General features: G+C 61.9%; 20 protein-coding genes. 15 read left to right on the top strand and 5 right to left on the bottom strand.

Annotation, left to right across the window (positions count from 1 at the left end):
* The first annotated feature begins 130 nt into the window (after positions 1-130).
* Both HJD22_RS09640 and cysS read left to right on the top strand, forming a co-directional pair.
* Positions 131-1,825 (top strand): glutamine--tRNA ligase/YqeY domain fusion protein, encoded by a 1,695-nt coding sequence (locus HJD22_RS09640; protein ID WP_208654097.1) that lies wholly within the window; start codon positions 131-133, stop codon positions 1,823-1,825.
* Positions 1,826-1,839: 14 nt separating this feature from the next.
* Positions 1,840-3,237 carry a cysteine--tRNA ligase gene (cysS, locus tag HJD22_RS09635; RefSeq protein ID WP_208654098.1) on the top strand — a complete coding sequence of 466 codons (1,398 nt, stop codon included), beginning with the start codon at positions 1,840-1,842 and terminating at the stop codon, positions 3,235-3,237.
* On the opposite strand, the gene HJD22_RS09630 is transcribed toward cysS, so the two are convergent.
* On the bottom strand, positions 3,227-4,255 hold the full coding sequence (locus HJD22_RS09630; protein ID WP_208654099.1) for a DUF1853 family protein: 1,029 nt from the start codon (positions 4,253-4,255) through the stop codon (positions 3,227-3,229). The two genes, cysS and HJD22_RS09630, sit on opposite strands and share 11 nt — an antisense overlap.
* Positions 4,256-4,438: 183 nt before the next feature.
* Here HJD22_RS09630 and HJD22_RS09625 point away from each other — a divergent pair, with 183 nt between their 5' ends.
* From HJD22_RS09625 to HJD22_RS09585, 9 genes are all read left to right on the top strand, one after another.
* Complete coding sequence (locus HJD22_RS09625; RefSeq protein ID WP_208654100.1) at positions 4,439-5,539, top strand: methyl-accepting chemotaxis protein; 1,101 nt, start codon at positions 4,439-4,441, stop codon at positions 5,537-5,539.
* Positions 5,540-5,633: 94 nt separating this feature from the next.
* Complete coding sequence (locus tag HJD22_RS09620; RefSeq protein ID WP_283101626.1) at positions 5,634-6,524, top strand: ABC transporter substrate-binding protein; 891 nt, start codon at positions 5,634-5,636, stop codon at positions 6,522-6,524.
* A 25-nt stretch (positions 6,525-6,549) separates the two neighbouring features.
* Positions 6,550-7,725, top strand: a complete 1,176-nt coding sequence (locus tag HJD22_RS09615) for an ABC transporter permease (RefSeq protein WP_208654102.1) — start codon at positions 6,550-6,552, stop codon at positions 7,723-7,725.
* 16 nt (positions 7,726-7,741) lie between these two features.
* Positions 7,742-8,698, top strand: a complete 957-nt coding sequence (locus tag HJD22_RS09610; protein WP_208656736.1) for an ABC transporter ATP-binding protein — start codon at positions 7,742-7,744, stop codon at positions 8,696-8,698.
* A gap of 44 nt (positions 8,699-8,742) precedes the next feature.
* Positions 8,743-9,432 (top strand): ABC transporter permease, encoded by a 690-nt coding sequence (locus HJD22_RS09605; protein ID WP_208656737.1) that lies wholly within the window; start codon positions 8,743-8,745, stop codon positions 9,430-9,432.
* 117 nt (positions 9,433-9,549) lie between these two features.
* Positions 9,550-10,755 (top strand): thiamine pyrophosphate-dependent dehydrogenase E1 component subunit alpha, encoded by a 1,206-nt coding sequence (locus HJD22_RS09600; RefSeq protein WP_208654103.1) that lies wholly within the window; start codon positions 9,550-9,552, stop codon positions 10,753-10,755.
* Positions 10,755-11,732: an alpha-ketoacid dehydrogenase subunit beta gene (locus HJD22_RS09595; RefSeq protein ID WP_208654104.1), complete on the top strand. Its 978-nt coding sequence runs from the start codon at positions 10,755-10,757 to the stop codon at positions 11,730-11,732. The genes HJD22_RS09600 and HJD22_RS09595 overlap by 1 nt, the downstream gene beginning before the upstream one ends.
* Positions 11,733-11,759: 27 nt before the next feature.
* Positions 11,760-13,064, top strand: a complete 1,305-nt coding sequence (locus tag HJD22_RS09590; protein WP_208654105.1) for a 2-oxo acid dehydrogenase subunit E2 — start codon at positions 11,760-11,762, stop codon at positions 13,062-13,064.
* 5 nt (positions 13,065-13,069) lie between these two features.
* Positions 13,070-14,917 carry a protein kinase gene (locus HJD22_RS09585; protein ID WP_208654106.1) on the top strand — a complete coding sequence of 616 codons (1,848 nt, stop codon included), beginning with the start codon at positions 13,070-13,072 and terminating at the stop codon, positions 14,915-14,917.
* Here the strand turns inward: HJD22_RS09585 and csiR are convergent.
* A complete protein-coding gene (gene csiR, locus HJD22_RS09580; RefSeq protein WP_208656738.1) occupies positions 14,912-15,598 on the bottom strand; it encodes a DNA-binding transcriptional regulator CsiR in 687 nt (228 codons plus the stop codon). The two genes, HJD22_RS09585 and csiR, sit on opposite strands and share 6 nt — an antisense overlap.
* 147 nt (positions 15,599-15,745) lie before the next feature.
* Here csiR and lhgO point away from each other — a divergent pair, with 147 nt between their 5' ends.
* On the top strand, positions 15,746-16,945 hold the full coding sequence (gene lhgO, locus HJD22_RS09575) for an L-2-hydroxyglutarate oxidase (RefSeq protein ID WP_208654107.1): 1,200 nt from the start codon (positions 15,746-15,748) through the stop codon (positions 16,943-16,945).
* Between the two features lie 24 nt (positions 16,946-16,969).
* Here the strand turns inward: lhgO and HJD22_RS09570 are convergent, their stop codons facing one another.
* From HJD22_RS09570 to HJD22_RS09560, 3 genes are all read right to left on the bottom strand, one after another.
* The gene (locus HJD22_RS09570; protein WP_208654108.1) at positions 16,970-17,785 is read right to left on the bottom strand and encodes an IclR family transcriptional regulator; all 816 of its coding nucleotides are present in this window, start codon (positions 17,783-17,785) and stop codon (positions 16,970-16,972) included.
* A gap of 96 nt (positions 17,786-17,881) precedes the next feature.
* Positions 17,882-19,087, bottom strand: a complete 1,206-nt coding sequence (locus tag HJD22_RS09565; protein ID WP_208654109.1) for a 3-oxoadipyl-CoA thiolase — start codon at positions 19,085-19,087, stop codon at positions 17,882-17,884.
* A gap of 14 nt (positions 19,088-19,101) precedes the next feature.
* Positions 19,102-20,640 carry a 3-hydroxyacyl-CoA dehydrogenase gene (locus tag HJD22_RS09560; protein WP_208654110.1) on the bottom strand — a complete coding sequence of 513 codons (1,539 nt, stop codon included), beginning with the start codon at positions 20,638-20,640 and terminating at the stop codon, positions 19,102-19,104.
* Positions 20,641-20,847: 207 nt separating this feature from the next.
* On the opposite strand from HJD22_RS09560, the gene HJD22_RS09555 reads away from it, so the two are divergent.
* Genes HJD22_RS09555 through HJD22_RS09545 form a run of 3 tightly spaced genes read left to right on the top strand, consistent with a single transcriptional unit; the run spans position 20,848 to position 24,022 of the window.
* Positions 20,848-21,999, top strand: coding sequence for an acyl-CoA dehydrogenase family protein (locus HJD22_RS09555; protein WP_208654111.1), 1,152 nt, complete (start codon positions 20,848-20,850; stop codon positions 21,997-21,999).
* Entirely contained in the window at positions 21,999-23,600 is a 1,602-nt protein-coding gene (locus HJD22_RS09550; protein ID WP_208654112.1) for a class I adenylate-forming enzyme family protein, read from the top strand. The genes HJD22_RS09555 and HJD22_RS09550 overlap by 1 nt, the downstream gene beginning before the upstream one ends.
* Entirely contained in the window at positions 23,597-24,022 is a 426-nt protein-coding gene (locus tag HJD22_RS09545; RefSeq protein WP_208654113.1) for a PaaI family thioesterase, read from the top strand. Before HJD22_RS09550 ends, HJD22_RS09545 begins: the two co-directional genes overlap by 4 nt.
* Position 24,023: the final 1 nt, after the last annotated feature.

The raw sequence follows: 24,023 nt of genomic DNA, 5'->3' as shown, positions 1-24,023 counted from the left end.
TTGGCGTAGCGCGACTACGTCACGCTATAATAGCCGTTTTGCATCGGCACGCGAACCCGGCGGCATCGACCATTTCCGTCCGTCAGCGCGTTTGCCGTCATTGCGGCCAACCAGAGGTTCCCAGACGCCCATGAGCATTGAAAGTAACAGCGCGCCGAACTTCATCCGTCACCAGCTTCTCGAGGATCGTGAGTCGGGCAAGATCGATCGTGTGGTGACCCGGTTTCCGCCGGAGCCCAACGGCTTTTTGCATATCGGTCATGCCAAGTCGATCTGCCTGAACTTCGGCATCGCCGAGCAGTTCGGTGGGGAGTGCAACCTGCGCTTCGATGATACCAATCCGGCCAAGGAAGAGCAGGCCTATATCGATGCCATCAAGGCCGATGTGGAGTGGCTGGGCTTCCAGTGGGCGGGTCAGGTGCGTTTCGCGTCGGACTATTTCGATCAGCTCTATGCTTGGGCCCAGCATCTGATTGGCTCAGGCAAGGCCTATGTGGATGATCTCTCGCCTGAGGAGATCCGCGAGTATCGCGGCACCCTCACCGAGCCCGGACGCCCGAGCCCCTGGCGCGAGCGTAGCGTCGAAGAGAACCTCGACCTGCTTGAGCGTATGCGCCTTGGCGAGTACGGCGAAGGGGAGAAGGTGTTGCGGGCGAAGATCGACATGGCCTCCCCGAACATCAACCTGCGCGACCCGATTCTCTATCGTATCCGCCATGCTCATCATCATCAGACCGGAGACAAGTGGAACATCTACCCCTCCTATGACTTCACCCATGGCCAATCCGATGCCATCGAGGGTGTCACGCATTCGATCTGCACGCTGGAGTTCGAGGATCACCGCCCCCTCTATGAGTGGTTCCTGAATAATCTGCCGGTGCCTTGCAAGCCTCGCCAGATCGAGTTCGCACGACTGAATCTCAACTACACCCTGACCTCCAAGCGTAAACTCAAGCTGCTGGTGGACGAAGGGATCGTCGATGGCTGGGACGACCCCCGCATGCCCACCATCTCCGGGATGCGTCGGCGGGGCTACACGCCAGCCTCGCTGCGCAAGTTCTGCGACATGATCGGTGTGACCCGGGCCGACGGTGGACTGGTCGATATCGCTATGCTTTACCACGCGATACGTGCCGACCTCGAGGACAACGCGCCGCGTGCGATGTGCGTGCTCAACCCGATCAAGGTGGTGCTGACCAACGTTCCCGAGGCCCATGACGAGGTCTATGAGGTCCCAGGGCATCCGGCCCGAGAGGATATGGGAATGCGCCAGATCCCATTTACCCGTGAGCTCTACATCGACGCCGAGGATTTCATGGAGGAGCCGCCGAAGAAGTTCTTCCGGCTGGCACCTGGCCAGGAGGTGCGGTTGCGCAACTCCTATGTGATCCGCTGCGACGAGGTGATCAAGGGGAGCGACGGCAGTATAGAGGCGCTGCACTGCTCTGTGGACTTCGACACCCTGGGCAAGAATCCCGAAGGGCGCAAGGTGAAGGGGGTCATCCACTGGGTCAGTGCAACCCGTGGCGTGCCGGTGGAGGTGCGCCTCTACGACAATCTGTTCCAGGTCGAGCAGCCGGATCGGGACAAGGACATCGACTTTCTCGAGCACCTCAATCCCGACTCGTTGACGGTAGTACAGGGCATCGGCGAGCCGAGCCTGGCCGAGGCCGGGCCCGAATCGCGCTTCCAGTTCGAGCGGGTGGGGTACTTCTGCGCCGATCGCCATGCCTGCGCGGACGGTAAGCTGGTGTTCAACCGTACCGTAGGCTTGAAGGACAGCTGGGCCCGTATTCAGAAGAAAGACGAACAGAAGAAGGGCTAAGCCGGGAGAGCACGATGCAGATCTACAATACGCTGACGCGGCGCAAGGAGCCCTTCACGCCACTCGAGCCGGGCAAGGTGCGCATGTACGTGTGCGGCATCACCGTCTATGACTTCTGTCATATCGGTCATGCCAGGGTCATGGTCGCCTTCGACGTGATCACTCGCTATCTGCGCTGGCGGGAATACGATGTCACCTATGTGCGCAACATCACCGACATCGACGACAAGATCCTCAAGCGCGCCGAGGAGAATGGCGAGTCTTTCGATGTTCTGACCGAGCGTATGATCGCGGCCATGCATGAGGACGAGACGCGGCTTGGCGTGTTGCGCCCCGACCACGAGCCGCGTGCCACCGGGCATATTGCCGAGATCGTGGCGATGATCGAAACGCTGATCGCCAAGGGTTTCGCCTATGCGGCCGACAATGGCGATGTCTACTACCGCGTGCGACGCTTCGAGGGCTACGGCAAGCTCAACAATCGCGATCTCGACGAGATGCGCAGCGGTGCGCGGGTCGAGGTCGATGCACACAAGGAGGACCCGCTGGACTTCGTGCTGTGGAAGGCGGCCAAGCCCGGCGAGGCGAGTTGGTCCTCCCCCTGGGGCGAGGGGCGGCCGGGCTGGCATATCGAGTGCTCTGCGATGTCCACCTGCTGCCTGGGCGACACCTTTGACATTCATGGCGGCGGACCTGACCTGACCTTTCCCCACCACGAGAACGAGATCGCTCAGAGCGAGGCGGCGACCGGCAAACCCTACGTCAACACCTGGATGCATGCCGGTGCGGTACGCGTGAATCAGGAGAAGATGTCCAAGTCATTGGGCAACTTCTTTACCATTCGCGAGGTGCTCGAGCACCACGACCCGGAAGTGGTGCGCTTCCTGCTGGTGGCCAGCCACTACCGCAGCCCGATCAATTACGCCCCGGATGCCCTCGATGAGGCGCGCAAGTCGCTGGAGCGCTTCTATAACGCCTTGGATGGAATCAGTCCCGTTCAAGGGGCGGTGGATGCACGTTTCCATGAGCGATTCATCGCCGCCATGGATGACGATTTCAACACGCCGGTAGCGCTGGCCGCGCTTTTCGACCTTGCCCGCGAGCTCAATCGTGCCCGCAAGGAGGCACCCGAACAGGCACCGGCAATGGCTTTCGAACTCAAGCGCTTGGGGGGATTGCTTGGGCTTTTCGAGCAGATCCCGGAAGCCTTCCTTCAGGCCGGTGTATCGGCCCTGCCGCTCTCCGAGTCGGAGGTGGAGGCATTGATCACCGAACGCACCGAAGCCAAGAAGTCCAAGGACTTCTCGCGTGCCGACCAGATCCGTGACGAACTGGCGGCACTTGGAATCGTGCTCAAGGACTCGCGGGAGGGAACGACCTGGGTCGTCGAGAAGGTATCCGCTAGCGAGTGAGCGATCTGGCCGTCCAGGGCGGCAGTGACACCTGGCGCGGCCAGCCGTCTCCCACCACAAAGATCCGTTGCCATGTTGGTTCTGCGGCATCGAACAGCACTAGCGGTACAGGCCGTTCACTCTGCTTGAAGTACTTGCAAAGTGTGCCGTTCAAGGTATCCAGCGACACGAGGGTGCTTTTGATCGGTGGCGCCAGCCAGTGCGGCTTGCTGAGCTGGGCGCCGCGTATGCGGGTGGAAGCATGATCAATGAAGTTTGGCCACTGCGACCATGCAAGCCAAGTGCCACGTAGATGATTTAATGTGGCTTCGTCAGGAGGCGCCATCCACCGTGGCTGTGAGGCAGAACTGTCTGGACCGGCGATACCCTGCCAAGGGTAGAAGAGCACGCCAGGCAGTGCCACCCGCTGCTCGATTCTCACCTCCGCTCGCCCGCCCTTGTCCCATCCTTGCTCTATACGCAGCGCCTGCAGTGCGGCTTGCGTCTCGTCCAGCTCAAGCAGTGGCAGCTGATGGCGCTGCAGGCGCTCGCGCTTGATGGCCAGGCTGTCGAGACTGCCCGGACCGATCCAGCGTGCCTGGCTGGTCGGCTCGCCAGGCCCTGACGTCAGACCTAGATAGAACTTGATCGCCACTTCCAGATGCACCAGACCGCCATCACTGCGTCGCCGATAGAGCATGTCCAGCTCGCCCAGGGTGCGTTTCTCGCGCCGTATGGCAAGATTATGGGCCAGCAACTGAGTGCCTGGCGCCTTGCTCAGCAGAAACTGCCATAGGCGCTCGTGGTAGAGACCCAGCCGAGCCTGCCTGGCTGCTGCCATGAATGTTTCGAGCGCAAGCGGATCACGCTCGAGATCGTCCAGCAGGCTTCTTTGGGATTCGCCATTCAGCCCTAGCTCGCGATGATTGGGGCGAGCACCGCAGGGCATGGCCAGCAGGTCGGGCGCCGACAATAGCCACTCCAGATCCCGTACCAGAGGATGGGAGTAGCGCTCGTCTGTATCGCCTGAAGAGATCATGGCGCTGCAATATCCTCATGTTTTCATGCCAGATGCCGATGATGATGCTGAGGTCAGCCAGTAGCGCAGCGGACTGTCCGAAAGACACTCGATAACAATGATTATTCGCCGACTGCCTACATGTTCGTCAGGTGGAACAAACCCATGTATCAGGTCGGCAAACCTCAAGAAGGAAAACAATAAATGCCATCATCTGTCAGGGATAAGCAAGGCATCAATGTATCACCACGCGCCATGCGTGTGGTGCTCGATGCCATCAGCAGTGAGCTGCAGCGTTACACCTCGACCAGTGAGCTGATCGTGCGTCAGACGCGGCTCTTGGCCGTCAATGCCATCATCGAGGCATCCCGCGCCGGTGAAGCGGGACGCAGCTTCGCCGTGGTGGCCAACGAGGTGCAGCGCCTGGCCGGCAGTGCCGCCACGGCGGCTTCGGAATTTCGAGCCAATGTTCTTGGGCGCATCGAGATGACTCGCTGCATGGCGGAGAGCCTGGTGAGCGAGCTGGAGGGAGTGAGGCAGGTCGATCTGGCCAGAACCCTCGTTCAGCTCATCGTGCGCAACCTGTATGAGCGCACCGCAGACGTGCGCTGGTGGGCGACCGATTCCGCGCTGTGGCAGGCGCTCAATGAGCAGAGTCCCGCCTCGATTGCCCACGCCTCCAGACGACTCGAAACCATCAGTCGCTACTATTCGGTCTATAGCGACCTGCTATTGACCGACAGCCAGGGGCTGGTGATCGCTTCCGCCAATCCCGAGTTTCGCGGCCAGCTGCGCGGGACTTCTCTGGCGCAGGAGGGTTGGTGGCAGCGGGCCCGGCAGACCTCGTCAGGCGACGATTACGTTGTCGATAGTGTGAAGCCCAGTAAGGCACATCAGCAGCGCAAGGTGCTGGTCTATGCCGCCGCAGTGCGCGAGAAGGGCGACGTGAATGGCAAGGTGCTGGGCACGCTTGGCGTCTATTTCGACTGGGAGCGTCAAGGGGCGACCATTGTCGACACCGAGGCGGCGTTACCTCCCGAGATCAAGCAGCGCACCACCATCCTGCTGCTTGATGGCGATCGGCGGGTGATCGCCTCGACCTCTCCCGAACTCATGTTCACGCAGTGGCCGCTCAAGGAAGATGGGCGTGCCAGTGGCAGCTATGAGGACGACCTAGGCAATACCGTGTCCTTCGCCCGGACGCTCGGCTATCAAGAGTACGACGGGCTTGGCTGGTTTGGCGTCGTGGTACAGCGTAACGAGAAGGAGGCCGAGTTGATTCACCGACTTGGATTGGCAACGTGACAATGCGCGTCTGACACATACGCTTGCATTCCTTATACTGAGCTCACACCCATAAGACACCGGAGCGGTATCGATGAACAGGACGTTGAGGTGGATGAGCGCGGTAGTGACAGGGGGAGTACTGACGCTGGGCGTGGCACAGGCCGACGATCCGGTGGTGGTATCGTCGAAGATCGATACCGAAGGAGCGGTGCTTGGCGAATTGATCATGCAGGCCCTCGAGCGGGGCGGCATCGAGGTGGAGAATCGCCTGCAGCTGGGGGGCACCAGTATCGTGCGTGAAGCGATCATCGCCGGCGAGATCGATCTCTATCCGGAGTACACCGGTAACGGCGCCTTCTTCTTCGACATGGCCGATAGCGATGTCTGGAAGGATGCCGAAGAGGCGCATGCCGAGGTCAAGCAGCGAGATCTCGAGGCCAATCGCCTGGTGTGGCTGGCGCCGGCCAATGCCAACAACACCTGGGCGATGAGCGTGCGGGGCGACCTAGCACGCGAACATGGGCTCGAGACGCTTGAGGATCTGGCCGACTATCTTGAGCGGGGGGGCGACTTCATTTTCGCTGCCAGTGCCGAGTTCGTCGATTCCGAGGCCGCGCTGCCTGCCTTCCATGAGGCATATGGTTTTACGCTCTCATCCGACCAGTTGGTGGTACTCTCCGGAGGTAATACTGCGGCAACACTGCGTGCCGCCGCACAGCAGACCAGTGGCGTGAACTCAGCGATGGCCTACGGTACCGATGGCGGTCTGAGTGCGCTGGATATGGTGGTTCTCGAGGACACCCTGGGCGTACAGCCGGTCTACCAGCCGGCGCCGGTGATACGCGAGAGCGTGTACGAGGCCTATCCCGAGATCGAGTCGCTGCTCGAACCGGTGTTCGACGCGCTCGATATTGAGACGTTGCAGCGGCTCAATGGCGATGTGGCCGTCAATGGCGCCGACCCCAGCCAGGTCGCTTCCGACTTCCTCGATTCGCTTGACTGAGAGCAGCCCCAGGCAGGGCGGCACGATGCGCGACGAGGCAATCCCTCCGGCCAATAGTGTCATTCTGGTGTTGATGACGTTGGGACTGATGGCGCTCTGGATGCTCGATCTGGTCAGCGTTCAACCCAATCGCATTGCCCCGGGCGAGGGTGTCGGGCTGCTCGGCGTGGCTGGGCCAGGTGGGGCAGCGCTTGTGACGGCGTTGCCCTTGGCGGGCATGGCGCTTGCCTGGCGGCCTCGCCGTGCGCAGCTGCGCGCACTGCTTGCGATGGCTGCCGCTGGCTTGCTGCTCCTGCCATGGGCAATGAGTGCGACGGCCGCTTTGCTGATCGATCCCGAATTGCCCCATGCACGCCTTGGCATTGGTTCCGGGACCTGGGGACTGCTTTTCGTGCTGCTGCTTGCCCTCGTCGAACTCTGGAACCGCCTGACGCTTACCATGAAGTGGCGCTGGCTGCTGGGCCTCTCACTGCTTGTCTCCTTGATGCTTGCCATCGCCAGTGGCGGGCTCGACGCGCTGTCGCTGGTTCGCGAGTACCATGGCCGTAGCGGACAGTTCGGTGCCGCCGTGCGCTACCATTTGGGGCTGGTCGGCGCTGCCGTGGGGATCAGCCTTGCCGTGGCAGCATTGCTGGCCTTGAGCATGCGTCGCTGGACTAGCCTGCAGAAGGGCGTCTTCGGGCTCTTGAGCGTGATTCAGACCATCCCCAGCCTGGCGCTGTTCGGCCTGCTGCTGGCCCCGCTTGCCTACCTTGCGGCGCGCTTCGACTGGCTTGCGGATCTCGGCGTGCGCGGCATCGGCTGGGCGCCGGCGCTGATTGCCCTGATCGGCTATAGCCTGCTGCCGATGACCCGCAATACCTTCGTGGCGCTCGAGGGCGTGGCACCGGGCATCATCGAATCCGCCCGGGGCATGGGCATGAGTCCCTTGCAGGTCTTCTGGCAGGTTCGCCTTCCACTGGCATTGCCGGTGATGCTCGAAGGTATCCGCATCACGGCGGTACAGGCGATAGGCCTGGCGGCGGTCGCGGCACTGATCGGTGCCGGCGGGCTTGGCACCTTCATCTTTCAGGGCCTGGGCCAGGCGGCGATGGACCTGGTGCTGCTCGGCGCCCTGCCGATCATCTTCATGGCGCTGATCGTCGATGCCGCGATGAATGGCCTGGCCACCTACCTGCGACGAGGGCGTGCACATGCATGACGGTGCCGAAGCGGCGATGATCGAGCTGGATGGGGTGAGCAAGCGCTTTGGCGAGGAGCTGGCGGTGGACACCATTTCACTTGCCATTCCGCGCGGTGAGCTGTGCGTGCTGGTGGGAACCTCGGGCTGTGGCAAATCCACGACGCTGCGCATGATCAATCGCCTGATCGAGCATAGCGACGGAGAGATACGTATCGAGGGGAAGCAGATACGCAGCTTCAACGAGCAGCGGTTGCGGCGGCGTATCGGCTACGTCATCCAGAGTACCGGGTTGTTCCCCCACTGGAGCGTGGCACGCAATATCGGGCTGGTGCCGCGTCTGCTGGACTGGCCCAAGGAGCGAATCGCGGCGCGAGTCAGCGAGTTGATGGCGCTGCTGGGCATGCCCGAAGACGAGTTCGCCGACAAGTTTCCGCATCAGCTGTCGGGTGGCCAGGCGCAGCGTGTCGGCGTGGCCCGGGCGCTGGCGGCCGATCCAGAGATCCTGTTGATGGACGAGCCGTTCGGGGCACTGGATCCCATCACCCGCACCCATCTACAGGAGGAGTTGCTGCGGCTTCAGGGAGGGCTGCACAAGACCATCGTCTTCGTCACCCACGACATGGATGAAGCGCTCAAGCTCGCCGACCGTATCGTGGTCATGAACGCTGGCCGTATCGTGCAGCAGGGCACTCCTGATGAACTGCTCAGAGCCCCGGCGGATGAATTCGTCGAGTCGCTGCTGGGAGGGAGCGACCGTGGCCTGAAGCAGGCGGCACTGTTGCGCGTAGCCGAGCGCATGCGACCCCTGGCGAAGCTGTCGGCAGGTGGTCCGCCCGGTGGCACCATCACGGTATCGGAGCAGGCGAGCTTGCGCGAGGCGATGTCGCTGATGCTGTGGCACGCCATCGATAGCGTGACGGTGGTCGATGGTCATGGTGAAGTCGTCGGTACCCTGGGGCTGCATGATCTGGTCATGGGAGAGAATGCTTGAAGGCTTGGCTTGTCGAATCGGGGGGACGTTCGCTCCTGCTGCCGATGCTCTGGTGCGCCCTGCTCGCGCTGCTGGTGCTGACGCTGCCGCACCTCGAAGGAGTGTTTCGATGGGTGCAGCCCAACACCCGGGTGGTCATCTATTCACGGGATACCTTCGCCGCCCTGTTGATTAGCCACCTGCTGGTGGTGAGCGTCGCTTCGCTACTGGCGACGGTGGTCGGCATGAGCGCGGCGATCCTGGTGACACGGCGCTGGGGGCGCGACTTTCTGCCGCTGGTCAGCCAGCTCGCCTCGATCGGCCAGACCTTCCCGCCAGTCGCGGTACTTGCCCTGGCAGTACCGGCACTGGGGTTCGGCACGTTGCCCACCGTCGTGGCGCTGGTGCTTTACGGGCTGTTGCCCATCGTGCGCAATACCCTGGTCGGCATCGAGGGGGTGGCCCCTTCGGTACTCGAGGCGGCACGTGGCATGGGGATGACCGAGCGCCAGATCCTCTGGCAGGTCGAGTTGCCTCTGGCTCGGCATGTGATACTCGCAGGCATTCGTACTTCGGTGACCATCAATATCGCCACTGCGGCCATTGGTTCGACCATCGGCGCACAAACCTTGGGCGATCCGATCATTGCCGGGATCGTCAATGGCAATACGGCCTTCATTCTCCAGGGCGCCTTGCTGATTGCGCTATTGGCGCTGTGTGTCGATAGTCTTTTCGAGAGAATGCAGCGCCACTGAGGTATCTGACAGAGAATTCTCCCTGGCTCGACTATTGTCGTAGTGTTCTGTTCTGGTAATGCCGACCTGTTTGGCTCAATCTTACGTTAACGTTAAATGGAGCCGACGGAGAGGATCATGACAACAACGCCGGGATCTGCCGTTCATAGCCCGACCTTTATGAACGGTGACGAATTCACTATCCCTACCTTCATGCTACTGGCTCAGGAGGGCACCCTTTACGATGGGGCCAAGGCACCCGATATCGACAGGGAGACCGCGCGGCGAATCTATCAGACGATGATCTTCACCCGCGTACTCGACGAGCGCATGATGGCGGCGCAACGCCAGGGACGACTGAGCTTCTACATGCAGTGCACTGGCGAGGAGGCGGCAATCATCGGCAGTACTGCTGCTCTCGACGATGCCGACATGATCATGGCGCAGTATCGCGAGCAGGGGGCACTGGCCTACCGCGGCTTCTCTTGCGAGGAGTTCATGAACCAGCTGTTCGGTAATGAGCTCGATTACGGCAAGGGGCGCCAGATGCCGGTGCACTATGGCTCGGCCAAGCTCAACTACATGACCATTTCCTCACCTCTGGCTACCCAGATCCCTCAGGCGGCCGGCTACGCCTACGGCCAGAAACTGGCCGGCGAAGGGCGCTGCACCATCACCTATTTCGGCGAGGGGGCCGCCTCCGAGGGTGACTTCCATGCCGCATTGAACATGGCCGCGGTACACCAGGTACCGGTGATCTTCTTCTGTCGCAACAATGGCTATGCGATCTCCACGCCGGCCTCTGAGCAGTTCGCTGCCGATGGTATCGCTCCGCGTGCCTTCGGCTACAAGATGCGAGTGATCCGCGTCGATGGCAATGACCTTCTGGCAGTCTATGCGGCGACGCGTGAAGCGCGCCGTATCGCCGTCGAGCTCAACCAGCCGGTGCTGATCGAGGCGATGACCTACCGTTTGGCGGCGCACTCCTCGTCAGACGATCCCTCTGGCTATCGCAGCAAGAAGGAAGAGGAGGCGTGGCGCGAGAAGGATCCGATCCTGCGCATGCAGCGCTGGATGATCTCCCAGCAGTGGTGGAGCGAGGCTGAGGAGAAAGCCCTGCAGGAGGCGTTGCGGCGCGAGGTGCTGGAGACCATGAAGCGCGCCGAGAAGCGTCCACCGCCGTCGCTCGATAGCCTGGTGACCGACGTCTACCATGACGTACCACCGGTGCTTGCGCGGCAGCTTGAACATCTCAAGGCGCACATCCGCCGCTATCCCGAGCACTACCCGCGGGGAGCGCGTTCGCTGGAGACCCAGCGCACAACCGGTGGGGAGGAAGCCTGATGACCCAGATGAACATGCTCCAGGCGATCAATAACGCACTGGATATTGCCATGGCCGCCAACGACAGGGTGGTCTGCTTCGGTGAGGACGTGGGCATCTTCGGCGGGGTCTTCCGCGCCACCAGCCACCTTCAAGAGAAGTATGGACGGGCGCGCTGCTTCAACACCCCCTTGGTTGAACAGGGCATCATCGGCTTCGCCAATGGCCTCGCGGCTCAAGGCTCCACGCCGATCGCCGAGATCCAGTTTGCCGATTACATCTTTCCCGCCTTCGACCAGATCGTCAACGAGACGGCCAAGTTCCGCTACCGTTCGGGAAACCTGTTCAATGTCGGCAGCCTGACCATTCGTACGCCCTACGGCGGCGGCATCTCCGGAGGTCTCTACCACTCCCAGTCGCCTGAGGCCTACTTCGCGCATACGCCTGGGCTCAAGGTGGTGGTGCCACGCAACCCTCACCAGACCAAGGGTCTACTGCTGGCCGCCATACGAGATCCCGATCCGGTACTGTTCTTCGAGCCCAAGCGCCTCTATCGCGCCTCCACCGGCGACGTCCCCGACAGCGACTACCAGCTTCCGCTAGGCGAGGCGGAGGTGATCAAGGAGGGACGCGATATCACGCTGCTGGGATGGGGGGCGCAGATGGAGGTACTGCAGCAGGCTGCGGAGCTGGCGGAAAAGGCAGGCATCTCCTGCGAGCTGATCGACCTGCGCACCATCTTGCCCTGGGACGTGGCAAGCGTAGAGCGCTCGGTGCTCAAGACCGGGCGCTTGTTGATCAGCCATGAGGCACCGCTCACCGGCGGCTTTGCCGGCGAGATTGCCGCCACGATGCAGGAGCGCTGTTTCCTCTATCTGGAGTCTCCGATCGTACGAGTCACCGGCCTCGATACCCCTTTCCCGCTGGCGCTGGAGAAGGAGTATCTCCCCGATGCGTTGAAGATTTTCGAAGCGATCAAGCGTAGCGTCGAATTCTGACGCCGATATCTGCAGAGGAGAGCAACGATGAGCGATTTTATGCTGCCCGATATCGGCGAAGGTATCGTGGAGTGCGAGGTGGTGAAATGGCTGGTCGCCGAGGGCGAGACCATCGAGGAGGATCAGCCGGTGGTCGAGGTGATGACCGACAAGGCGCTGGTCGAGATCACCGCCCCGGAGCCTGGCCAGGTCACACGGCTCTATTATGCCCAGGGCGAGAGCGCCAAGGTTCATTCGGCGCTGTTTGCCTATGAGTCGCTCCATGAGTCTGCGCCGGGCACGGGATCGCACGCCGCGCGTGACAATGAGGCCAGCGAGCGCGCAGCCAACGAGGTGCCGGCCGCACCTCACGACGCTGACGTTCGCCATGCCGATGCCGACGTGCTGCGAGCTTCCCAAAGCGGCGGTGCGGGATCCTCTGCGCGCATACCGGCAAGTCCGGCGGTCCGGCGACTGGTACGAGAACTCGGGGTGTCGCTTGAGCGGATTCCCGGCTCGGGCAAGGAGGGGCGGGTACTCAAGGAGGATGTGCTGGCCTGGCAGCGGGCTAACGCCATTTTCCAGGGTGACGAACGGCCGAAGCAGCCATCGCCCGATGAGCGAGGCGGGGGGGGCGCTCCACGGCTGAGCGCGCGGGTCGAACCGCTCAAGGGCATGCGCGCGGTGATGGCCCGGCGCATGGTGGAGTCGTCAAGCACCATTCCCCACTTCGCCTACGGTGACGAGATCGATGTCACGGCGCTGCTGACGCTGCGAGAGCAGCTCAAGGTACAGGCAGAGACCTACGGTGTACGCCTCACCCTGATGCCGCTGCTGCTGAAGGCCATGGCACTGGCGGTTCAGGATTACCCGCTGCTCAATGCCAGACTGGACGAAGAGGCATCCGAGATTCGCTATCAGCCACACTGCAATATCGGCATGGCGGTGGATGGACAGGCCGGGCTGATGGTACCCAACGTCAAGCGAACGGAGCGTCTGACACTTCTCGAGATCGCTGCGGAAGTGGCAAGGCTGACCGAGGCCGCGCGGCAGGGGCGGGTCGAGCAGGGTGACCTCAAGGAGGGTACCATCAGCATCTCCAATATCGGTGCCCTGGGCGGGACATACGCCACGCCGATCATCAACGCGCCGGAGGTGGCGATCGTCGCTATCGGTCGAACCCAGTGGCTGCCGCGCTTCGACGAGCAGGGGCAGGTCGTGTCGCGGGCGATCATGACCATCACCTGGTCGGGGGACCATCGGGTACTGGACGGCGGTACCATCGCGCGCTTCTGCAACTGCTGGAAGGCGTACCTCGAGGCGCCACATACCATGCTGCTCAGACTCGGATAGCGGGCATGGCGCCCCAGTCGCTCCAGCAGTTCTATATTCCCGAAGAGCAGTCGATCTACCTGCTCAGCCATCATGATGCCAAGAAGCTCAAGGATTGGGTCGCCCTGTGCAAGACTCAGCTCGAGCAGTTGGGTTATCGAGAAATAACGCTGATCGGCAAGGGGGCCTACGGCTTCGTGTTCGGCGGCCTCGCGGGCGCAGGAGATACGGCCATGAATGGCGGGCCGGGGTATGTGTTCAAGTTCACCCGCGTGACGCTGCCCTCGCACCTGCAGGAGAGGCTTGAAGAGGAAGCCTTCATGCTCGAGCAGGTCGATCATCCGCGGGTGCCGAGACTGATCGCCTACCAACGGGTGCGCAATCAGTCGATCCTCGTCATGGAGCGCGCCCCGGGCCTGAATCTGGAGGAGGTGTCACTGCAAGAAGGGCCGCTCTCGCCACGACTGGTGGTGCGCATCGCCGCGCAGTTGGCCGATATTCTGCGTGCTCTGCGTCGCGAGGCGAGCCCAGCGGGTCGACCGCTGGTGCATGGGGACATCAAGCCCTCCAACCTGGTGTTCGATCCTAAAAGCGAGTCCATCGCGCTGATCGACTGGGGTTCGTCGGTCTTCGCGCAGCTCGACACCCAGCAGCAGTTCGTTACGACATGCGTCATGGAACTGATGTCGGACAATCTGCAGCAGACCAACGCGCGGCTGGGGGATGTCTACTTCATTGGCGAGGAGCAGCTCAACGGCGCGCTCTCGTCGCCGCGCTTCGATGAACAGGGCGCCGCCGCCACGCTCTATGCTCTTGCTTCGGGGCAGTCGTGCCGTTTCGGGGCCGGTGCAATTCCGGCAGCGTCCCTGGGGCTGCCTCGCGAGTTCGCCCGTGTGCTGGATGGCATGCTGGCAAGCGATGCGCAGACCCGGGCCCGCGCCGGCGACTACTTCATTGCTCATATGGCACGCATGGCGCGTACCGTGATGATCGATTTGCCATCGCCCCCTCTCGTGCCGCAGGTGCCGGTATGGGTGCGGCGCGCCGAACGCGAGATCGATACCGTCGTCTACAGCTCGCGCAAGGCCTTCCTGCGTGAAGAGGGCGCGCCAGAGACGCTCAATGATGTCAACGATGTGCAGCTCGACCGCTACTACAAGAACTTCATGCAGGGCATGGGCGAGACGGAGAAGGCCTTCCTGGCGGCAGTCAGCCGCCTGGGACGCTATCCGGTGGTCGGTGGTCTGGCGGTGCGCTGGGAGCGCGATGGCGTCTATATCGATACCTCACTGAACCTTCACAACCCAGCGCTCAAGACCGCGTTCGTGGCGTCGGTCAACAACATGGTCAATCTGGCCAGGGCGATCTATCGCCAAGGAATCTTCAAGAGCTGCCTGTTCAACGCGCGCGATACGCTGCACATCGACCGCGACGGACCGGCGCAGCCATTCACGCTCGGTGCGGGGATGCGCCTGCCCTATGAGGTCAGTGTCGCCCCCGAGCTGGAGGACCAGACCCGGGTGCACTCCTACTTCGAGGATGGACCCGACCCGGAGGAACTGCTGGTGCTGCCTCCCGCCATTATTGCTTCGTTGACGGCGCTCAATGCCATCCACCACACCGGCATGATCATCTTCGAGGCGCTGCCTATCCACCTGAAGATCCACAGCTACTACCGGCTGCTCGATCCCGCCCGCGAGATCGAGTTCAGAAGGCGTCTGGACGATATTCTGTCGGTGGTGGATCAGATCGAGGGGTTGGGCGTCTCGGGGTTCATGAAGATGCCCTACAAGGACACCAAGTTCTTTACTCGGGTGCAGAGCATGCCCGAGCGCTACTATCCCCGTAACCCGAGAGCCACCTTCGATCTATAGCAACCCTTGCTGGCGCATTGCTTGAGTAATGATCGGCACCGGTGTCATCAAATGCTCGCGCATCATTTCGCTGGCGCCCTTGGCATCACGGGTAAGCACCTTGTCGATCAGCGCAGCGTGCTCCCGGCGCTTGGTCTCGAGCGCCTGCTCCGAAAAGACCGTTTCGCGCAACCACAGGTGACGATAGCGCTCCACCTGATCGAAGAGCGTTTCACGGATCTGCATCAAGTGAGGAGAGTTGCAGCCAGCCACCATGGCAGTGTGGAAGGCCTTGTGGCGGGCGTCCCAGACATCGAGCATGTCATCGGTACTCTTGATTTCCATGACCTTGGAGAGCGTATGCGCCTTGGCCAGCACTTCTGCCTCCCAAGCATCGTCGCCGCGCTCGATGGCCAGTGTCAGCATCATCGCCTCGAGTTGCGAGCGGGCATCGTAGATGTCATTGAGCTCGGCGAGCGACATCGGCGCGACTCGGTAACCACGCTGACTGATGGCCACCACCAGCCGGTCGGCGACCAGTTGAGATAGCGCTTCGCGCAAGGGGCCGACGCCCAACGCGTAACGCTCCTTGAGCCCACTCATCAGGAGCTTTTCACCGGGGCGAAAGTGGCCGCGAGTGATGTCTTGCTTGAGCCACCGGTAGGCGCTGATGCCAAGGTTCTGACGTGGGGTGTCCGTCATCGCTGTCATGCACGGGGTCCATATGAGTATGACGGCATCATAACCAATCGCGACGCAGCTGGCGAAAGATGGTCGGTTGATCTGATATTGTGACAAAATATCAACATTCTGATTTTCGGCCTTCTACCTGAGTTCGGCGAGGCACGCATGAACGATTTCATCATCATCGGGGGCGGCATTCTCGGCATGTCCACCGCCATGCAGCTGATCAAGGCCTACCCCGAACGCAGGATCGTGGTCGTCGAGAAGGAGGCGAGCCTGGCGCGTCACCAGACAGGCCATAACAGCGGTGTGATTCATGCGGGGGTCTACTACACCCCCGGGAGTCTCAAGGCCAGATTCTGCCTGGAGGGCAATCGCGCCACCAAGACATTCTGTGACGAGCATGGCATCGCTTATGAGCAGTGCGGCAAGCTGCTTGTCGCCACCAGCAGCCTCGAGATGCAGCGCATGAAGACGCTGTGGGAGCGCACCGAAGCCAATGGCCTCGAGCGCGAATGGCTGACCGGCGAGGAGCTGCAAGAGCGAGAGCCCAATATCGTTGGCTTGGGGGCGATCTTCGTGCCCTCTAGTGGCATCGTCGATTACGCTGAAGTGGCCCGGGCAATGGGAAGAGAGTTCGAGCGACTGGGAGGTGTGCTTCGCTTTTCAACTGAAGTGACCGGCATTCAGGAGCGCCTCAATGAAGTCATCGTCAAGACCAGTGAAGGTGAGCTCGTCAGCCGCTACCTGGTGTCATGTTCGGGTCTGATGGCCGACCGCGTAGTGAGAATGCTGGGCAAGCAGCCAGGCTTTACCATCTGCCCGTTCCGCGGCGAGTATTATCGCCTGCCAGCCGAGCATGACCGAATCGTCAACCACTTGATCTACCCGATCCCCGATCCCTCCATGCCGTTTCTGGGCGTGCACCTGACGCGCATGATCGACGGCAGCGTCACGGTGGGGCCAAATGCGGTACTGGCCTTCAAGCGCGAAGGCTATCGCAAGGGTGATATCTCGCTGACCGACATGGCCAGTATGTTCAGCAATCCGGGTATCCTCAAGGTTTTGCGCGCCAACCTGAGGCCAGGATTGGTGGAGATGAAGAACTCGTTCTACAAGCGGGGCTATCTCGATGAAGTGCGCAAGTACTGCCCCATGCTGACCCTCGATGACCTGAAGCCCTACCCGGCGGGTGTACGTGCCCAAGCCGTCTCGTCAGATGGCAGGCTCATCGACGACTTTCTGTTCGTCAACACGCCGCGCACGGTGAATGTCTGTAATGCGCCGTCGCCTGCCGCCACCTCGGCGCTGCCGATCGGCGCCTATATCGTCGCCAAGGTCAGGGCTCAGGTGGAGGGTAACTAGCGAGGCGCGTGGAGTGGGAAAGGGCTAACGCGGGCTGCCATGCTTGAGTTCGGCTATGATCTGCTGCACTATCCCCTTCAGGCGCGGGCCGAGCTTATTGACTAATATGTCATGGCTGAGTCTAGCCGAGGCTCCGCCGCAGTTGATCGCCATGACTTCGGCACCGTCTTCAAGGATCAGCGGCATTGCTACCGCACTGATGTCAGTCTGCCAGTCCCCTTCCGAGAGACAGAAGCCATAGCGGTCGTACTCCTCCTGACTCTTTAGAATTCCCGCTTCTAGCGTTGCCCACTCCTCTCCATACGCCTGTGCGAGCTCCCTCATGACGGCGTCGCGGCGCTCTTCGTGGAGTCCGCATAGCCAGGCACGGCCGATGGCAGACGTCGCCATGGGTAGGCGTGATCCTGTTTCCAGCCGTATTATCAACGGTCCGCTACCGTGACACGCCTCGAGATAGACCATTGAGGTCTTGTCGGCAGCGCCCAGGCTGACGTTGCAATCAGTGGCATTGGCCATCTGCTGCATGAACGGGCGGGCGATTTCACGGATGCCATGATTGGCGAGAAAGCGGTAACCCAGTGCCAGAATGCCTGGGCCGAGTCGATATTTTTCCAGTCGGGTGTTGTGCTTGAGATAGCCCAGCTGAGTCAGTGTATAAGTCAGCCGCGAAACGGTCGGGCGGGGGATCCCGGTACGACTCGATAGTTCGGCATTGCCCAGATACTCCTCGCCTGCGCCAAAGGCGCGCAGTAGCTCGAGACCGCGTGCCAAGGCAGTGACGAAATTACGGTCCTTGGTCGGCAGCGACTGGTCGTCATCGAGAGGGGCGGGGTTGTTCATTCGCATTCCCTGTGCCGAATTTTTAATAGGGCGAAGTATCGCATATAACCTTTATCGAAGGCGACGAAGCCCAGTTGGCGGGCCTCGCCGATCCCATCAGTCGAGGCGCTCGAGAATACAGGCGATGCCTTGTCCGACTCCAATGCACATGGTGACTAAGGCAAAGCGGCCGCCGCTGGCTTCCAAGTGACGCAGCGCGGTCAGGGCCAGCCTAGCCCCCGAGGCTCCCAAGGGATGGCCAATGGCAATAGCGCCGCCGTTGGCGTTGAGACGGCTATCATCGGCATCCAGTCCAAGCTGCTTGACGCAGCCCAGCACTTGTACCGCGAAGGCTTCATTTATTTCGATGACATCCATTTGGCCGAGACGCATGCCGGCGCGGGTCAAGACTTTTTGCGATGCCGGTACCGGCCCCAGGCCCATGACCCGAGGTGCAACCCCCGCGACAGCGTTTGCAACGATGCGTGCTCGAGGCATGACCCCCGCACGCTCGCCAGCGGCACGGCTACCGACGATGAGCGCTGCGGCACCATCGTTGAGCCCCGAGGCATTACCAGCCGTTACTACGCCTCCCTCGAACAGCGTGCCGAGCTTGGCAAGCTTGGCGGCATCGCTGCCCGGGCGTGGATGCTCATCCTTGTCGACCAGTTGCGCTGGCAGTTTCCGCCCTTGGGGGACCTCGATACCAAATATCTCATCATCGTAGAAGCCCCTGGCGAGTGCTTCGGCATAGCGTGCTTGAGAACGGGCCGCGAATTCATCACTTTCCTCACGTCCCAGTCCGAGGTCGTGAGCAACGTTGTCGGCAGTTTCGGGCATGCTATGGCTACCATACTTCTTGGCGAGCCAGGAATTGGGGAAGCGCGAACCGATGACGGTATCGTATAGCGGCTGGTTACGCGCAAAAGGGGAGTCTGCCTTGCCTAGGACATACGGGGCCCGAGACATCGATTCGACTCCACCTGCAAGAAATAGCTCGCCTTCCCCTAGCCGCGTGGCCCGGGCTGCATCGATCATCGCGGCCAGGCCGCTGCCGCACAGGCGATTAACGGTTTGCCCGGCCACTTCTATTGGCAGCCCTGCCAGCAAGCCTGCATGGCGAGCCACGTTACGCGAGTCTTCACCGGCCTGGTTGGTGCAGCCAGCCAGGACTTCTTCATAGTCTTCGGGGGCAAAGTCGTTACGCTCGACCAGCGCTTTCAAGGTGTGGCCCAGCAGTTCGTCGGGGCGAATGCTGGCCAGGCTACCACCGTGACGACCAAAGGCCGTGCGCAGGCCATCGAAGATATAGGCATCTTGCATGAAGAGTCTCCAGATCAGGGAGTGGTTAGTGGCAGGCCAAGCGTCGCGCGGCGCCTCAGCCATGGGCTGGCCCGATAACGTGGATCACCGCTGGCATCCAGCATATTGTCGAGGATGGTCAGGATGCGCTGGCTACCGTAGTGATCACCCATGGCCAACGGGCCGTGGGGATAACCCAGGCCCAGCTCCACGGCACGATCGATGGTCTGTGGCTCGGCCACGCCCTGCTGGGCAATCTCGCAGCCGACGTTGACAATGCACGCCACCACCCGCTGCAGCACGAAGCCGTTGCTGTCGTTGAGAGTGCTGACTGGCGTGCCGTCATGGCCGAGTAACGTCAGGGCCGCGTCGAGAATCTCGTCTCGGGTAGCGGGGGTGGTCATCAGGGTGCGTCGCGTGCCGAGGCTGCCAAGCATGTCGACGGCCACACAGCGGCCGGCATCCAGGTCTTGACGAAGCGCGCACCGAGTCGCGTCCTCACCCAGTGGTGTCAGCAGGCATAATGCCTCGCTGCTGGGTCTCGAAGCCTCTTCCAACGGCCATCCGGCCGCTGACACCACATTGGCTAGGGCACGATGGGCAGCTATGTCCTCAGGACTGATCCAGACAGAGCGAGAGGCAGTCCGAGGTGCCGGTGGTTCGTCAGCGACCTGGGGCTTGCCATCGACATAACGATAGAAACCTTCGCCACTTTTGCGACCGAGCAGGCCAGCACTTAGCCGTTGGCGCGTCAACGGTGAAGGGCGAAAGCGCGCCTCTTCATAATACTGGTGGTAGATGGACTCCATTACTGCATGGGATACGTCGAGCCCGGTGAGATCTAGCAGCGTGAAGGGGCCCATCCGAAACCCGCCCTGATCGACTAGTATGCGGTCGATCGTCGTGTGGTCCGTTACGCTTTCGCCCAGGATGCGCAGCGCTTCGGTGCCGAAGGCGCGACCGGCGTGATTGACCAGAAATCCGGGCGTATCGGTGGTACGGGCCGTGAAGTGCCCCATGGCCTGGCCCAGAGCTTCGACCTTGTCGGCCACATCGCTTGCGGTGCGCAGCCCCGGGATCACCTCGACGATCTTCATCAATGGCACGGGATTGAAGAAGTGAAAGCCGATCACGCGCTGTGGATGGCGGCAGGCCGAGGCAATGGCGGTCACTGAGAGCGACGAGGTGTTGGTGGCGAGCACTGCCTGGTCGTCGAGAATCTCCTCGAGCTGCTGGAACAGGGTCTGCTTCGCCTCGAGCTTCTCGACGATGGCTTCGACAACGATGTCGCAATCGGCCATCTCGGCGAGGGTATTGGCTTCCTTGAGACTGGCGCTATAACGCGCAGCGTCGGATTCGCTCAGCCGCTGCTTTTCAACACCTCGCGCCCATAGACTGACAATGAACTCCTTCGCTTCCTGTACGGCGACTTCCCGAGTGTCATGAAGATAGACGGTAAGACCCGCCTGGGCCGCCAATTGGGCGATACCCCGGCCCATGGCACCAGTGCCGACGATGCCTAATGTCTTGAAAGGGGGTGGGGCGCTGGAAGTTGGGGAAGACTCATTCGACATGACAACGGTTTCCTCACGGTTAGGAGTGATAGGGAAGCCTGAGGGGTTTGTGTTCCGCAAAGCAAAATGACATTTCGTTTATTGACGGCCATCCTAGGCTATGCAAAAGTGCCTGACAAGCAATGTGGGCGTAAATTTTGCCATGCGGAACAACCCAATAAGACTTATTCCGCGACTCAGTTCATCCCAACTCCGCGAGGACACGCCATGATCCGCGATCCGGAACTTCTCAATCAGCTCGTCGATACCATTTCTCGCTTCGTGCGCGAGCGCTTGATACCTAATGAGTCACGACTGGCGGAAGATGATGCCGTTCCCGTTGAACTTCTCGAGGAGATGAAGGAGATGGGCCTCTTTGGCCTGTCGATACCGGAGGAGTATGGCGGCCTGGGCCTGACCATGGAGGAGGAGTCGCTGGTGGCGATGGAGATAGGCAGGACCTCGCCGGCCTTCCGCTCGGTCTTTGGTACCAACAACGGCATCGGCGCCCAGGGGATCCTCATCGACGGCACGCCGGAACAGAAGGCCAAGTATGTGCCACGCTTGGCCACGGGCGAGATTCTCAGCTCCTTCTGCCTGACCGAGCCGGATTCCGGCTCCGACGCCGCCAGCCTGCGCACGACCGCGGTACATGACGGCGACCACTTCGTGCTCAACGGCACCAAGCGCTATATCACCAATGGTCCCGAGGCCGATCTGTTTACCGTGATGGCACGCACCGATCCGAACAACAAGGGTGCAGGAGGCATCTCGGCCTTTATTGTCGAAGGCGATACGCCGGGGCTGAAGCGTGGCCCAGCTGACAAGAAGATGGGCCAGAAAGGGGCGCACACCTGCGATATCATCTTCGATAATTGCCGTGTCCCTGCGGAAAACATCATCGGGGGCAAGGAGGGGCAGGGCTTCAAGACTGCCATGAAGGTGCTCGACCGTGGGCGGCTGCATATTTCCGCTGTCTGCGTTGGCGTGGCTGAGCGGCTGGTCGAGGAGTCCTTGCGCTATGCCATGGAACGACAGCAATTCGGCTCGGCGCTATCAGATCATCAGCTCATCCAAGCCATGCTTGCCGATAGCAAGACCGAGACCTATGCCGGGCGTACCATGGTGCTCGACGCCGCCAGGCGCAAGGATGCTGGCGAGAATGTGTCCACACTCGCCTCGTGCTGCAAGCTGTTCTGCGCTGAGATGGTGGGGCGGGTGGCCGATCGTGCGGTACAGATTCACGGCGGTGCCGGCTACATGGCCGAGTACGCGGTGGAGCGCTTCTATCGCGACGTGCGCCTGTTCCGCATCTATGAAGGTACCACCCAGATCCAGCAAGTGGTGATCGCACGCAACATGGTGCGGGAGGCGAGCTGATGGCACTTTCGGTGACACGCCGGGCGCCCGATGAGATTATCTTCGGCCGTTGGGCCAGCGAGTTGGTAGCCGAACTGCCCGAGCGCCTCAGTAGCCGCGTACTGGATAATGCCGAGCGCCTGGCCGATCAGCCGGCGCTGGTCGATGGCGAGGTCCGCTGGAGCTACGCCGAGCTGGGGCGCGAGATTCGCGCCGCCGCCGAGTGGTTCGATACGCTGGGGATTCGTCCGGGCGATCGCATCATGACCGTGAGCGAGAACTGCCGCGCACTGGTCGTGCTGCTTCTGGCGGCGAGCGAACGCGACGTCTGGGTGGCCATCGTCAATTCGCGGCTCTCGGCCCAGGAGATCGATGCCATCCGCGACAACTGCCAACCGCGCCGGGTGTTCTACACCAGCGAAGCGTCGCCGGATGCCGAGACCCTCGGCGAGCGCAATGGCGCCGAGACATATGAGCATCCCTCGTTGGGCCGGCTGCGGCTTTCGCCGCTGGCCGAGGTGACGCCGGAGCCGGTCGCGGCTAGTGGCGCCGACCAGGTCGCGGCGATGATCTACACTTCCGGGACCACCGGCACGCCCAAGGGCGTGATGCTGACCCATCGCGGTATCCTGTTCATCGCCACGCTCTCGGGGGGCATGCGCCACCTGTGTCAGGGCCAGCGCGTCTATGGTGTGCTGCCGATGTCTCACATATTCGGCCTGTCGTCGGTGTGCATGGGCTCGCTCTACAACGGTGCCTGTCTCTATACCGTGCCGCGCTTCGACGCTGCCGTCATGCTCGAGGCGTTGGAGCATGAGCGTATCACCGTGCTGCAGGGGGTGCCGGCGATGTTCGCGCGCACGCTTGAGTTTCTGCGCCGCGAGGGGCGTCCTCTCGCCGCTCCCGAACTGCGCTATATCTCGGCCGGCGGCTCGCCGCTCGACAGCGACCTCAAGGGGCGGGTCCAGGCGCTGTTCGGACTGACGCTGCACAACGGCTATGGCCTCACCGAGGCGAGCCCGACCATCAGCCAGACGCGCATCGACGACCGCTTCGACAGCAATACCGTGGGCCGCATATTGCCGCTTCTGGAGTATCGGCTCGAGGCGCTGGGTGAGGCCGGCGAGGGTGAGCCTACCCATGAAGGCGTCGGCGAACTCTGGGTGCGTGGTCCCAACGTGATGAAAGGCTACTTTCGCCAGTCGGCCGCTACCCGCGCCTGCCTCACTGAAGAGGGCTGGCTCAACACCGGCGATATCGCCCGCTTCGATGAGGGTGATCAGCTCTATATCGTCGGCCGCAGCAAGGAGCTGATCATTCGCTCCGGCTTCAACATCTATCCTCCCGACGTCGAGGCAGTGATCAACGAACATCCGGATATCACCCTGTCGGCGGTGGTGGGACGCCAGGTGGCCGGCAACGAGGAAGTGGTCGCCTTCGTCCAGTGCGAGCCCGGCGCCACGCTCCGAGAGGATGAGCTCAAGGCTTTCATCGCCGAGCGCCTGGCCCCGTACAAGCGACCTACGCAACTGGTGTTGATGGACGTGCTGCCGGCCACTGCCAGCGGCAAGATCCTCAAGGGACGCCTGCGCGACTTGGCCGGCCGGGAGGGAGCCGAATGAGCGAAGGTGTTCCGTCGGCGCTGATGGGCTACCACGAGCTGCTCGGCATGCGTGTGGTGGAGTGGTCGGCGGGGATCGCCGTGGTCGAGCTGGTGGCCAACGAGCGCCACCTCAACCGCAGCGGTATCGTTCACGGCGGTGTGCTCACCTCCATGCTCGATAGCGCCCTGAGCCTGGCCGGGCTCTATTGCGATGTTCCTGGCCGGGTTCGCCGTGGCATGACCCTGTCGCTGACGACGACATTCGTGGGTCCCGCTGGGCTCGGCGTACTGCGGGCCACCGGCCGGGTGCGCGGTGGCGGGCGCAAGGTCTACATGGCGAGCGGCGAGGTCACTGCTGCACAGGATGAACTGCTGGCCATCGCCGAAGGTTCGTTCCGACGGCGCAGCGGAAGCGAATCGCCGGAAGGCATGGCCGAGTGAC

Source organism: Halomonas sp. TA22, assembly GCF_013009075.1.
Taxonomy (GTDB): Bacteria; Pseudomonadota; Gammaproteobacteria; order Pseudomonadales; family Halomonadaceae; genus TA22.
The sequence above is the reverse complement of the archived record's forward strand: the minus strand, read 5'-3'. Positions and strand labels throughout refer to the sequence as shown.

Coding starts and splice junctions, on each gene's coding strand:
- HJD22_RS09630 (WP_208654099.1), bottom strand. CDS start 4,255: ATGATCTCTTCAGGCGATACAGACGAGCGCTACTCCCATCCTCTGGTA.
- HJD22_RS09600 (WP_208654103.1), top strand. CDS start 9,550: ATGACAACAACGCCGGGATCTGCCGTTCATAGCCCGACCTTTATGAAC.
- HJD22_RS09615 (WP_208654102.1), top strand. CDS start 6,550: ATGCGCGACGAGGCAATCCCTCCGGCCAATAGTGTCATTCTGGTGTTG.
- HJD22_RS09570 (WP_208654108.1), bottom strand. CDS start 17,785: ATGAACAACCCCGCCCCTCTCGATGACGACCAGTCGCTGCCGACCAAG.
- HJD22_RS09620 (WP_283101626.1), top strand. CDS start 5,634: ATGAGCGCGGTAGTGACAGGGGGAGTACTGACGCTGGGCGTGGCACAG.
- HJD22_RS09585 (WP_208654106.1), top strand. CDS start 13,070: ATGGCGCCCCAGTCGCTCCAGCAGTTCTATATTCCCGAAGAGCAGTCG.
- csiR (WP_208656738.1), bottom strand. CDS start 15,598: ATGACGGACACCCCACGTCAGAACCTTGGCATCAGCGCCTACCGGTGG.
- HJD22_RS09565 (WP_208654109.1), bottom strand. CDS start 19,087: ATGCAAGATGCCTATATCTTCGATGGCCTGCGCACGGCCTTTGGTCGT.
- cysS (WP_208654098.1), top strand. CDS start 1,840: ATGCAGATCTACAATACGCTGACGCGGCGCAAGGAGCCCTTCACGCCA.
- lhgO (WP_208654107.1), top strand. CDS start 15,746: ATGAACGATTTCATCATCATCGGGGGCGGCATTCTCGGCATGTCCACC.
- HJD22_RS09590 (WP_208654105.1), top strand. CDS start 11,760: ATGAGCGATTTTATGCTGCCCGATATCGGCGAAGGTATCGTGGAGTGC.
- HJD22_RS09560 (WP_208654110.1), bottom strand. CDS start 20,640: ATGTCGAATGAGTCTTCCCCAACTTCCAGCGCCCCACCCCCTTTCAAG.
- HJD22_RS09610 (WP_208656736.1), top strand. CDS start 7,742: ATGATCGAGCTGGATGGGGTGAGCAAGCGCTTTGGCGAGGAGCTGGCG.
- HJD22_RS09605 (WP_208656737.1), top strand. CDS start 8,743: ATGCTCTGGTGCGCCCTGCTCGCGCTGCTGGTGCTGACGCTGCCGCAC.
- HJD22_RS09595 (WP_208654104.1), top strand. CDS start 10,755: ATGACCCAGATGAACATGCTCCAGGCGATCAATAACGCACTGGATATT.
- HJD22_RS09545 (WP_208654113.1), top strand. CDS start 23,597: ATGAGCGAAGGTGTTCCGTCGGCGCTGATGGGCTACCACGAGCTGCTC.
- HJD22_RS09555 (WP_208654111.1), top strand. CDS start 20,848: ATGATCCGCGATCCGGAACTTCTCAATCAGCTCGTCGATACCATTTCT.
- HJD22_RS09550 (WP_208654112.1), top strand. CDS start 21,999: ATGGCACTTTCGGTGACACGCCGGGCGCCCGATGAGATTATCTTCGGC.
- HJD22_RS09625 (WP_208654100.1), top strand. CDS start 4,439: ATGCCATCATCTGTCAGGGATAAGCAAGGCATCAATGTATCACCACGC.
- HJD22_RS09640 (WP_208654097.1), top strand. CDS start 131: ATGAGCATTGAAAGTAACAGCGCGCCGAACTTCATCCGTCACCAGCTT.